This is a genomic window from Nesterenkonia sp. HG001 (assembly GCF_034438835.1).
Lineage (GTDB): Bacteria > Actinomycetota > Actinomycetes > Actinomycetales > Micrococcaceae > Nesterenkonia > Nesterenkonia xinjiangensis.
The window spans coordinates 583,631-594,970 of sequence record NZ_JAOSZD010000002.1 but is presented as its reverse complement, the minus strand read 5'-3'; the positions used below and the strand labels follow the sequence as shown (position 1 = coordinate 594,970).

Genomic DNA, 11,340 nt, shown 5'->3' with positions numbered 1-11,340 from the left:
GACGGAACCGCCGGAAAGCGATGACATTGCCCGCCATCGGCAGATAACGAAAGATCAGCAGAAACACCAGAGGCAGGACCAGCAAGCTATAAAGCCGCCAATCCTTCTTCAACGCATACCGCCAGGTATTCGTATTGTTCGTCCCGGCATACAGACTCCGCCGCCGCGACCCACGCCGGGGCTCCGACACCAGATCATCGACGACGGCGGCCTCCGCCCCGCCGCGTCCCGGGAGGGTGCCCGGACCGGGCTGGATAGTCGTCATCACTCGCCCTCCCCATGCCCCTCGGCCTCGTCGAGCTCGTCGAGCATCTCCTGACCCCGCTGGTATGCCTCGTTGGCGAGCTCGACGTACTCGTTCATGTTCCGCGCCTCGAGCTCCGCCACGTAGGTGTCCCAGTCGTCCAGGTCCCGCTGGCCCAGGATGAACTGGGCGGTGGCCTGATGGACCTGGTCCGTCAAGGAGTTCTGCCACAGCGCGGCCTGTTCCAGCTCGAGCTCGTCGAACGGGATGTTCGGCTGCAGGGGCAGCTCCTCCTTATCTGCCATCTGATCCTGCAGCTCGACGATCTCCTCGCTCATCAGCGACAGGAAGATCTCGGTGTCAGACCCGAAATTGTGCGTGAACACGCCGTTGTAGAAGCCATGATCGATGGAGAGATGCTCCTCGGCACCGGAGTTGAACCCCTTGATATCCACGTCCTCGGCCAGCTGCCGCTCACCGTCGTCGTCGATCTCATAGGTCTCGCCCTCCACACCCCAGGTGGCGAAGACCAGTCCCTCGTCGGAGTAGTAGAGCCAGTCGAGGAACTGCAGCATGGCGATGAAGTCCTCGCGTTCGGCCGTGTGGGCTCCGATCACCATCCCGACGTCGAAGCGACCGCCGCTGGCCACGTTGTCGCCTGCAGGACCGGCAGGCACCCGGATCATCCGCACCTCCGCGTCGTCCTCACCGATCTCCTCGAAGGCGGTGCGCAGGGTCTCCAGCTCCTCCTCGTTGGAGGCGACTGCCGCCGACTGCCCGGAGGCGAACTTCTGCACGGCCGAGTCGTCGTCCTGGGTCAGCGACTCGGAGTCCAACAGGCCGTCCTGAGTCAGTCCCGCGAAGTACTCCAGCATCTCCCGGTATTCGTCAGTGGCGCCGGTGAAGACCAACTCATCAGCCTCGGCGTCGTAGTAGAGGCCGTTGCCCAGCCCCCACCCACCGGTGGTGTTGAAGTTGGGGCCGGCAAGGTTGAGGGTGGCGTTCATCTCCCACCGGTCAGACCACGGGATCATCTCCGGATGCTCGGCACGGATCTGCTCCAGCTGGTCTTGGAACTCGTCCCAGGTCTCGGGATCCCCGAACCCCATGTCCTGCCAGATGTCATCCCGGATGGCCACGCTCCAGTTGTGGAACGGGTCCTCCCGCATGCCCGGCAGGATGTAGGCCCTTCCGTCGTCCTGTCGCAGGTTGTCGAACTCCTCCTGCAGGTCCCACCGCTCAAGCTTGTCGGTGAAGTTCGGCATGTACTCCAGGTAGTCGCTCACCGGCAGCAGCGCCCCTCCGGAGATGTAGGGGATCTCATCCCCCGGCCACATCACGGGCACATAGTCGGGGATCTCCCCGGAACCGATGAGCACCGAGCGCCGATCCTCGAAGTCGCTCAGCGGCGCCACCACAGGATCCAGGGTGACCCCATGCTCCTCCTCCAGATGTTCCAGGATCAGCCAGTCGTCCTGCAGCGGGTAGTTGGGGTGGTCCCGATACAGCAGCGAGACGGTGATCGGCTCCTCGGCGACGAAGGTCTCACCGACGGAGTAGTCCCCCATCGCGCCCACTCCCTGGGCCTCCTCGTCGATCTCGGCCAGCTCGGAGGCTGCTCCGGAACCGCAGCCGGCCAGCAGCAGGGAGGTCACTCCCAGCGCGGCCACCGGTGTCCTCCAGCGTCGCATCTCAGGCATCGTCCTCACCCTGCTCCTCACCCTGCTCCTCTGCCTGTTCCTCGATCTGCTCCTGGGCCCGCTCATAGGCCTCGTTGGCCATGTCCACCAGGCTCTGCATGTTCAGGCTCTCCAGCTCTGCCACATAGGCGTCCCAGTCGTCGACGCTGCGCTGCCCCAGGATGAACTGAGCGGTGGCCGTCTGGACGTGATCCGTCAGGCTGGTGGACCACAGGCCCAACTGCTCCAGCTCGAGATCGGTGAAGGGGTACGCCGGTGTCACCGGGCGCTCCTCCTTGTGCTGCATGCTTTCCTGCCACTCGATGACATGCGGACGCAGGCCCGAGTGGACGAACTCCGTCAGCGAGCCCGCGGCGTGCATGAACGGCTGGTTGTGGAAGCCGTAGTCGCGCAGCAGATGCTCCTCGGCATCAGGGTGGAGGCTGTTGAGGTCGATGTCCTCACCCAACGTGATCGCGCCATCCTCATCACGCTCGTAGGTCTCGCCCTCCACTCCCCATGTGGCGAACTCGAGCCCGTCGTCCGAGTAGTAGAGCCAGTCGATGAACTGCAACAGCGCCAGGAAGTCGTCCTCGTCAGCGACCGAGTTGGAGATCATCAGCCCGGAGTCGGTCCGCGCCCCGCTGTGCACGAAGTCCCCGTCACGGCCCCCAGGGATGGGGATGAGCCGAGCTTCGGCTCCTTCGGTGCCGAGCTCCTCGAATCCACGGTGATAGATGGTCGTGGACTCGTCGTTGCCTCCGATGACGAAGGAGTCCCCGGCGGAGAACTTCTGCTCCGCCATCTGGTCGTCCTGGGTCATGGTCTCGGCATCCATGAGCCCTTCCTCCACCAGACCGGCGAAGAACTCCACGAGATCGCGGTACTCGTCCGAGGCACCGGCGTAGATGAACTCGTCGTTCTCATGGTCGAAGTACAGACCTTGCCCGTAGCCCCAGCCTGCCACGGTGTCGAAGTTGGCCGAGGCGATGTTCAGGGTGCTCTGCAGCTCCCACCGGTCGGACATCGGGGTCACATCCGGGTAGGCGTCCTTGACCTCGCGCAGCTGGTCGGCCAGCTCGTCCCAGGTCTCGGGGTTCTCCAGCCCCAGCTCGTCCCAGATGTCTCCGCGGACCACCATGCTGAAGATGTAGAAGGGGTCCTCACGGAGCCCCGGGAGCATGTAGGCCTTGCCGTCCTCCTGACGCAGCGCGTCGAACTCATCCCAGAGCTCCCACTGGTCCAGCTTGTCGGTGAAGTTCGGCAGATACTCCAGGTAGTCGCTGACCGGCAGCACGGCGCCCCCGCCCAGATAGGGGACCTCCTGGCCGGGATAGGTCACCGGGACGTAGTCCGGCATCTCCCCGGCGCCGATGAGCAGGGAGCGCTGCTCCTCGAAGTCGCTCAGCGGCGCATCGACCAGGCTCAGGGAGACGTTGTGCTCTTCCTCGAGCTGCTCGAAGAACATCCAGTCCTCATCGAGGCCATGATCGGGGTTGTTGCGGTAGAGCACGGAGATGTCCACGGGCTCGGTGGCGACGAAGGTGTCGCCGACGCCGAAGTCCTCCATGGCGCCACGGCCGACATGGTCCTCGTCCACCTCGACGCCGTTCTCCTCAGCGCTTCCCGCTCCCCCGCAGGAGGTCAGCAGCAGGGCCCCGGTGATCGCCAGGGCTGTGGTGGTCCTCCACGGGCAGATCCCCCCGGATCGGTTGTGCGCAGCATGCCTCATGGTGCAGTTCCCTTCAGGTGCGATGGAAGGTGCGGTGCCACGGTCTTATGTTTTGTTGTGACATGAGGCACAATAAGCGGAGACCTCACACTGTGCAACAGCTCACAGTGCGGAAAGAGCGATTCCACGCCCGGCGACGCGGGGCGCGGTCAGCGTGCCTGGAAACGGCCCTCGCCGGGCAAGCAGATTCGCCGGGCAAGCAGAACAGCCCCCGCCGTGACGGCAGGGGCTGCTCCTCGGAGACGTTCCGGCGGAGGGAACACGCGTGCGGAGCAGGCTCACCCCGCTCAGTATCGGCCCACGGCCCTCGGATCGGCCTGGATGTCACGGCCGACGACGCCACCGTCATGTGGCTGACGGTGCGGCGGCGACCTCCTGGCTCCTCACGCGGGATTCCACCGGCGGAACCAGGAGGCGGCCGGAGGAAGCGCCTCAGCCAGCGGGGCGATCTGCGGGTGCCAGCGACGCTCCCACTCCAGGGACACCCAGCCCGTGAAATCCTGCAGCAGGCGCGCCTGCTGCTGAACGGGAACCTGCCCTTCGCCCACAACCACCGGCACCCACGCCCCGTCCCTCCAGACGGCGTCCTTGACCTGGAAGTACGCGAGGTGGTCGCCGAGCAGCTCCCTGGTCTCCTCCGGGTCCTCTCCGCTGCGCCAGGGGTGCAGGCCATCCCACAGCACGGCCGCCAGCTGGGGCTCCCTGAGCTCCTGCACCAGCCGCAGGGTCTGGCGCCCCGTGGGGTGGCTGTCATGGGTCTCCACCAGCAGCCGGACCCCTGCCGCGCGCAGCTGCGGAAGCACCGCAGCGATCCGGTCCTGCGCGCCCGCGTCAGCCTCGTCCTCGCCGCCGGGGAACACCCGGACAGCCTCAGCCCCGGTGACCTCGGCCAGCCGGATCATTGCCCGCAGCTCCTCCACCACCCTCGCGTCCTCGCCAGGGCGGCAGACCTGCACGTACCCGGCCAGCGCGGAGATGACGAGGCCCGCGGCTCGGACCTGCTCACCGATACCTGCCGCCTCCGGCTCGGAGACACCCAGATGGAGGAACTCCTCCTCATGGACACGCAGCTCCACCCCCTGGGCATCGTTCTCGACAGCCAGACCCAAGACATCCTCCAGGGAGGCTCCGGGGCAGCCCAGCGTGCTGAAGGCGAACCTCCAGCTCATGCCGCACCCCCGGAGCTTCGGGTCACGGCCACCGGATCCAGGGACACCACCGTGTCCTGGGTGTCTCCCGTCCAGCCGAAGAGGACCGAGTCCTCGGTGATCCGCAGACCACGGATGATCTGCGCCGGGTCGGAGACGGCGCCGTCCTCATGGGTCAAGGCCGCCAGTGCGACGAAGACCTGTGAGGAATCCGGCTCCGTGGCCGCTCGCAGCCGCGGCACCCGTGCCGAGGCGACATGAGCGGTGCCAGTGGGAGCAGCCACGTCGTCGAGCTGCTCCCATCCGGCCAGCGGCAGCAGCACCGAACGCAGGTCCGCCTCGAGCTGAGGACCGGCGACGGCCCAGCCTGTGGACTCCACCGTGGCACCGATCGGGCAGCCGGCGACCTGATGGATACGCAGCTCATAGGCTCCTCGTGCCACCACGATGCTGTCCACGCGCAGTCCCGGCACCGCGGAGGAGGCTCCTCCGCCGAAGATCGGCTTGTGCCAGGAGGCCGCCCACCCCCAGTCGCCGTGTGACGCCGCACCCAGGCTGCGGGCTCTGACCCGAGAACCGCGACGCTCGCGCCAGACGACGGCGAGATCGTTGTCCGGCAGGTTGTGCCGGGCAGTGGGGCCGGTGTGCGAGGAGTAGGACCAGCGGGCATAGAGAGGGTCCGGGGCCGCGGCGGCCTCGCCGGACTCCTCGCGCAGAGGATCGGTGCCGTGGTTGTGCATGCGGGCCACACCGTCGGCCACAGTGGACTGCAGCAGGAAGCCGGCGCTGGGCACCGCCACCACGTGGTCCTCCAGCTCTGTGGGCATCGGCTCCTCGGTGGCCGTCCACAGCGGATGGTCCGCCGGAGCCAACAGGGCGGAGAACGCCTTCGAGGCCCAATACGGTGAGGCCGGGCCCGAGTAGGGCTGCAGGCTGGCCTCATGCTCGCCGAACCAGCCCAGGCTCAGCAGCCCGTGCTCGTTGAGGGCCCCCTTGTCCAGGAAGCAGCGCAGCGTCCCGGACATGATCCGCCGGGAGGCGCCCGGGGTCAGCGGGGAGACGTCAGCCGCGGCTCCGAGCCCCACCGCCGAGGCGGCCGCGAACCGGTAGGTCATCGACCGGCCCATATAGATCGGCGCCCCGTTGGGCGCGAAGAAATGGCTGAAGGTCTCCAGGTGCTCGCTGAGCCGGTCGCCGTAGATGCCGGCGATCTGTTCCGGGGCGGCACCGGATTCACGGGCGGACATGACCGCGTCCAACACCGGGTAGAGGTGCAGGGCCCAGCCGACGTAATAGTCGATGCCGCCGCGGTCGCCGTCGGTGTACCAGCCCTCTCCCTGGTACCAGCTCTCCAGCAGGTCGAGACCACGACGCCGGATGCGGGCGGTCTCCGCATCGCCTCGTCCCACCGATTCCAGGAACCCGGCCACCGTGTAGGGGAAGAGGTACCAGTTGTTCGGCGCAGGCAGGGAGCGGAGCGAACCACGCAGCCAGTGCTCGATCTTCTCCTGCTGGATCTCGTTGAGCTGATCCCACAGCCAGGGCCTCGTGAGCCGCAGGCCGATGGCCACCGAGGCGGACTCCACCATGGGCTGGCCGAACACGTCGAAGTCGCGGATGATCGGCCAGGACTCGGGGTCGTCGGCCCCCGCGTTCTCGGTGCCTGCCACGACGCCCGAGGCGTAGCGGTCCACCCAGTTGTGCGGGTCCGCGCCGCCGGCTCCGGCAACCCGGAACGCAGCAGCCAGGAAGGTGCGGGCGTAGCCCTCGAGCCCGTCGGAGCGCACGCCGGAGCGCGAACTGCGGCCAGGCAGGTCCAGACGACCTCCGCGCGGCGAGGCCCAGCGCCACGCGTTGGCCACCATGCCGTCTGCGGCGGCCTCCCAATGCTCGCGTGTGAAGCCTGTGTACGGGCTCAGCGTCCGGTGTTCCGCCGGCAGAGTGAGTCCCGTGTACTGCAGGGTGTCCTGGGTGGTCGAGGTGGTCATGCGGTCAGCTCCAGAGTCTCGTGACGGACAGGGTGAAGGAGGGGTTCGCCGGCGACGGCGCGCGCCAGGTCGGCCAGGGCGGAACGGCGCATTCGGATCAGCTCGTTGCCCTGTGAACCGGCAAGATGCGGTGTGATCAGTACGTTCTCGCATCCCCACAGGGGATGCTCCGGCGGAAGCGTCTCGGGGTCGGTGACATCGAGCACCGCACGAATACGTCCGGCCACGGCGGCCTCGGTCAGCGCGTCCTGATCCACCACCGCACCGCGAGCGGTGTTGATCAGCGTGGCTCCAGGCTTCATGGCTGCGATCAGCTCCGCACTGACCAGTCCGCGGGTGGCCGCGAGCAAGGGGGTGTGCAGGGAGACGATGTCGCTGCGTGCGAAGAGGTCCTCATTGGTGACCAGCTCCGCGCCCCAACATGCGGCTTCGTCCGCCTCGACGTAAGGGTCCGCCACGAGCAGGTCCATGTCGTGCCATGCAAGACGCTCCAGCACCCCCCGGCCGATGAGCGAGGCGGAGAGGACCCCTACCGTGATCCCGTGATTGCCCAACCCCGGGGGGATCTCCCCCAGCGACGGCTGGCGACAGGTCCGGGCGTAGGCTTGGGCTCGAGGCAGCACCTTCTTGCCCTCGAGAAGGATCATCGCCAGGGTGTATTCGATGACAGGCTTGGCATTGGCCGCCGCCGCCGAGGAGACCACGATCCCGCGGGCGAAAACCTCCGGTCCCACATGCCCGCGCACCGAGCCGGCAGTATGGATGATGGCGCGCAGCTTCGGTGCCGCGGCGAGCTGTGCCTCCCCCACCGGAGGGCACCCCCACCCGGTGATGAGGACCTCGACATCGCCGAGCAGCGCCTCGGCCTCCGGGGTGCTGAAGTCGGTCAACGGCGTATCGGTCAGCAGTCGTGCGTGCTCGGCGATCTCTGCCCGCCCGGCCTCGCCGATGAGCGCCTCATCGGTCGCCGGGGCCATGGCCAGCAGGGCGGTCGGCGTCGTCGTCATGTTTTCCATGGTTCCGTTTCTGCGCGGGGTCTGCCCTGCGCTCATTTCACCGACCCCGCGGTCAGGCCGGCCTTCCAGAACCGCTGCAGCAGCATGAACGCCAGGATCAGGGGCAGCAGGCCCAGCAACGAGCCCGTGATGACCACCAGCTGGTACTCCGGTGAGACCGTGGCCATGGAGTTCCAGTTGTACAGGCCCAGAGCCACCGGGTAGAGCTCCTGGTCGGAGAGCATCACCATCGGCAGGAAGAAGTTGTTCCAAATGGCGGTCAGCTGGAACAGGAAGACGGTCATCACCCCGGGGGCGAGCATCTTCAGCGCCACGGTGAAGAACATCTTCACCTCTCCCGAACCGTCCATCCGTGCGGCATCAAGCACCTCGTCGGGGATGTACCCCTCGGAGAAGATGCGGCCCAGGTAGACGCCGAAAGGATTGAACAGCACAGGGATGAACACCGACCAGAACGTGTTGACCAGACCGATCTCTGAAGCGATCAGGTACAGAGGCAGCGCCAGCACCGTCTGCGGGACCATCACGGCCAAGAGCACCAGCCCGAAGAGCTTCTCCTTGTGCCGGTAGTCGTATTTGTCGAACGCGTAGCCGGCGGCCACACTGATCAGCGAGGCGAGGATGCCGCCGAGCACCGCATACAGGATGGTGTTGAGATACCAACGGGCGTAGAGACCTCCATCGGTGGCGAACAGCTCCCGAATGTTGTCGAAGAGTGCGAACTCGCGGAGGCTGAACACCTGTGCCGAGGAGAGCGCGTCCGCATCGGAGGCGGCGGCGAAGAACAGCCAGGCCACCGGGGCCAAGGTGTAGATGACGAACACGCCCAGGACCAGGTAGACCACCGGCCGCCCCAGCAGGAACGGGCGGCGTGGCCTCGTGGTCATCGGCGCGGATCCTCCCGCACCGGAGCTGGAGCGCTCAGCGCGGGCTGCTTGCCCGCTGCGAAGCGGATCAGTGATGGTCGTGCTCATGTCAACGTCCTTCCTGCCGCTGGAGCCGATTCGACAGCTTGGTCAGCCCGAAGGACAGTGCCATGGTCGCCACCATGAGCACGACGGCGGCAGCTGCCGCCAGGCCGTAGTTGTTGCGGGTGAAGGCGGCGTCATAGATGTACATCGACGGGGAGAACCGAGAATTGATGGCCGGCGTCGACTGGCTCAGCAGCATCGGCTCGGTGAACAGCTGCAGGGTCCAGATCATGGCGAAGAGCAGCACCATCACCAGCGAGGACGTGATCATCGGCAGCTTCACCAGGGTGGCGATGCGCACCGGACCGGCGCCGTCCATGCGGGCAGCCTCCAGCACCTCCCCGGGGACCGCCTGCAGGGCGGCGTAGAAGATCACGGAGAAGTAGCCCAGCGAGGACCACACCGCGATGTTGATGATCGAGGGGACCACCATGTTCACGCCCAAGAAGTTGATCTCCAGATCCAATCGGGACAGCGCCTCCGTGACCGGGCTGATGCCGGGGGTGTAGAGGTAGAGCCAGATGATGGCGGCGATGATGCCGGGCACGGCATGGGGCAGGAAGAGACCCAGCTGGATCACCGAGCGCAGCCGGGAGATCCCAGAGTCCAACAGCAGCGCCAGCAGCAGAGCGCCCACGGTGACCACTGGAATGTAGACCACGCAGAAGAGCAGGATCAGCCCCAGCGACCCCATGAAGGTGGGGTCGGAGAACACCGCCACGTAGCTGCGCAGCCCCACGAAGGTCTGTTCAGGGGCGCCGAAGCCGAGCCCCGTGTTGTCCTGGGTGAAGAAGCTCATATAGAGCGCCATGACCAACGGGGCGACGAACACCCCCGCCATGAGCAGGAAGAACGGGGCCATCAGCATCCCGGAGGCGCGCAGCTTCTGCCTGCGCCCCGGGGATCCGGCGGGGAGATGTCCTCCCCCCGGCGCTGTGGACCGCGACGGCTCAGGCGGGGCCGGCGCCGTCCTCGGGCGGTGGTCTGTCACACTCATCCTGTCACCTCACTGACCGACAGTCCCAGGGCGCGCAGGTCGGGCACGGTGCCGGCCTGGGAGGCACGCACCGCATCCAGCAGGGTGTCCTCACCGGCGGGGACACGGGCGAAATTGTCCTGCATCACCTGCAGGGTGGATGTCATGCGTGGCCCCCAATTCCAGTCGTCGCGCACTTTGGGCGCCTCCTGGGCGAAAAGGCTGTAGATGTCCTGGCCGCCGTAGTAGGACTCGTCGAAGGCCTCACGTGCCACCTCCACCAGCTCTTCGACCACCGGGAACATGCTCGAGGTCCCGGCAGAGAGGCGCGCGGCCATGGAGTCTGGATGGCTCACCTGCCACCGGATGAACTCCAGGGCGGCCTCGGGCTCGCGGCTGTCTCCGGTCAGGGCGAAGGTCGATCCGCCATGGTCGCCCAGAGATGCTTCGCCCTGGGACCACTGCGGCAGCGGTGCTATCCGCCAGAGCCCGGTCTGCCCGGGCCGTGCGCCCATCTGGGCACCGGCGTCCCAGGCGCCGGAGAGCCGCGTGAGGATCTGGTCGGAGCTGAGCAGGGCATCGAACTCCTGGCCGTCCGGCATGATGCGGACGATGTCCTCGTCGATCATGGACTGCCAGAACTGGGCGACCCTGCGGGTCTCCTCGTCGGCCATGTGGACGTGCCACGCATCGTCACGGGTGTCGAACCACCGTCCTCCGGCCTGCTGGCTGTAGCCGGCGAAGTACGTGCCGCCGTTCGTCGGGAAGATGGCGATGCGTCTGCCGTCGCGCTCGTCGCGGATGCGTCGGCCCAGTTCAGCGAACTCGTCCCAGGTGCCGGGGATCCCGTATCCGCGGTCCGTGAAGATGTCGTCGCGGTAGTGCATCACCAGCGGTTCCAGGTCATTGGGGACGGCGTAGATCCCGTCCCCGTACGTGGTGCGGGCCAGCGCAGCAGGCAGCAGCTGGTCATGGAAATCCGGGCTCATCATCGAGCTGATGTCCTGGGCGATGCCGTCCACCACGAACTCGGGCACCTGGGGGTACTCGAGGGTGACCACGTCCGGAGCGTTGCCAGCACGGGAGGCGTTGCGCAGGATCGCGTACCCGCCCTCGCCTCCGGTGGGTATCTGGTTGAAGACGACCTCGATGTCATCGTGGGTGTCGTTGAAGACCTGGACCACCTCGTGACTGCCGCGCAGCGAGGACCAAAAGGTCACCTGCGTCTTCCCTCCGGGGCGCGGACGGGTGCCGGATGTTCTTCCCGAGCCGCAGGCGGTGACGCCGCCCAGCAGCGGCAGGGCCAGCCCCATGCTCAGCAGGCTCCGGCGGTTGACGGCCTCTGACATGTCGACCTCCACGTCCTTTCCTCATCATGTGATGCCCGACACAGCGGACGGTGACAAGTATCATTATCGATCTCATATCAGTCAAACGATCAAACAATCTCTTATGATGGCGTGAGACCGCAGAGAAGCCGAGTCACTGGGCGAGGGAGACGCTCATGCGCATCGACCCGAACCTCACCTCATCCATGCGACCCGCGATGGCGAGGCCTCGGCTGATCGCACCTATACTTCACTCAA

At 66.6% G+C, this 11,340-nt stretch carries 8 protein-coding genes and 1 pseudogene; all 9 read right to left on the bottom strand.

The window, feature by feature from the left end:
- Positions 1 to 265: pseudogene (locus ODE13_RS05575) on the bottom strand (sugar ABC transporter permease); the annotation flags it as partial.
- Positions 265 to 1,944 (bottom strand): extracellular solute-binding protein, encoded by a 1,680-nt coding sequence (locus ODE13_RS05570; protein ID WP_322478344.1) that lies wholly within the window; start codon positions 1,942 to 1,944, stop codon positions 265 to 267. The gene ODE13_RS05570 and the pseudogene ODE13_RS05575, both read right to left, overlap by 1 nt.
- Complete coding sequence (locus ODE13_RS05565; RefSeq protein ID WP_322478343.1) at positions 1,937 to 3,655, bottom strand: extracellular solute-binding protein; 1,719 nt, start codon at positions 3,653 to 3,655, stop codon at positions 1,937 to 1,939. The genes ODE13_RS05570 and ODE13_RS05565 overlap by 8 nt, the downstream gene beginning before the upstream one ends.
- A 383-nt stretch (positions 3,656 to 4,038) precedes the next feature.
- Positions 4,039 to 4,824 (bottom strand): sugar phosphate isomerase/epimerase family protein, encoded by a 786-nt coding sequence (locus ODE13_RS05560; RefSeq protein WP_322478342.1) that lies wholly within the window; start codon positions 4,822 to 4,824, stop codon positions 4,039 to 4,041.
- Positions 4,821 to 6,791 (bottom strand): DUF2264 domain-containing protein, encoded by a 1,971-nt coding sequence (locus ODE13_RS05555; RefSeq protein WP_322478341.1) that lies wholly within the window; start codon positions 6,789 to 6,791, stop codon positions 4,821 to 4,823. Before ODE13_RS05555 ends, ODE13_RS05560 begins: the two co-directional genes overlap by 4 nt.
- Positions 6,788 to 7,798 carry a hydroxyacid dehydrogenase gene (locus ODE13_RS05550; protein WP_322478340.1) on the bottom strand — a complete coding sequence of 337 codons (1,011 nt, stop codon included), beginning with the start codon at positions 7,796 to 7,798 and terminating at the stop codon, positions 6,788 to 6,790. The genes ODE13_RS05555 and ODE13_RS05550 overlap by 4 nt, the downstream gene beginning before the upstream one ends.
- A gap of 41 nt (positions 7,799 to 7,839) precedes the next feature.
- Complete coding sequence (locus ODE13_RS05545; protein ID WP_322478339.1) at positions 7,840 to 8,781, bottom strand: carbohydrate ABC transporter permease; 942 nt, start codon at positions 8,779 to 8,781, stop codon at positions 7,840 to 7,842.
- Position 8,782: 1 nt separating this feature from the next.
- Positions 8,783 to 9,775: a sugar ABC transporter permease gene (locus ODE13_RS05540; protein WP_322478338.1), complete on the bottom strand. Its 993-nt coding sequence runs from the start codon at positions 9,773 to 9,775 to the stop codon at positions 8,783 to 8,785.
- On the bottom strand, positions 9,772 to 11,103 hold the full coding sequence (locus ODE13_RS05535; protein WP_322478337.1) for an ABC transporter substrate-binding protein: 1,332 nt from the start codon (positions 11,101 to 11,103) through the stop codon (positions 9,772 to 9,774). The genes ODE13_RS05540 and ODE13_RS05535 overlap by 4 nt, the downstream gene beginning before the upstream one ends.
- Between the last annotated feature and the right edge of the window lie 237 nt (positions 11,104 to 11,340).

Coding starts and splice junctions, on each gene's coding strand:
- ODE13_RS05570 (WP_322478344.1), bottom strand. CDS start 1,944: ATGCCTGAGATGCGACGCTGGAGGACACCGGTGGCCGCGCTGGGAGTG.
- ODE13_RS05565 (WP_322478343.1), bottom strand. CDS start 3,655: ATGAGGCATGCTGCGCACAACCGATCCGGGGGGATCTGCCCGTGGAGG.
- ODE13_RS05560 (WP_322478342.1), bottom strand. CDS start 4,824: ATGAGCTGGAGGTTCGCCTTCAGCACGCTGGGCTGCCCCGGAGCCTCC.
- ODE13_RS05555 (WP_322478341.1), bottom strand. CDS start 6,791: ATGACCACCTCGACCACCCAGGACACCCTGCAGTACACGGGACTCACT.
- ODE13_RS05550 (WP_322478340.1), bottom strand. CDS start 7,798: ATGACGACGACGCCGACCGCCCTGCTGGCCATGGCCCCGGCGACCGAT.
- ODE13_RS05545 (WP_322478339.1), bottom strand. CDS start 8,781: ATGAGCACGACCATCACTGATCCGCTTCGCAGCGGGCAAGCAGCCCGC.
- ODE13_RS05540 (WP_322478338.1), bottom strand. CDS start 9,775: ATGAGTGTGACAGACCACCGCCCGAGGACGGCGCCGGCCCCGCCTGAG.
- ODE13_RS05535 (WP_322478337.1), bottom strand. CDS start 11,103: ATGTCAGAGGCCGTCAACCGCCGGAGCCTGCTGAGCATGGGGCTGGCC.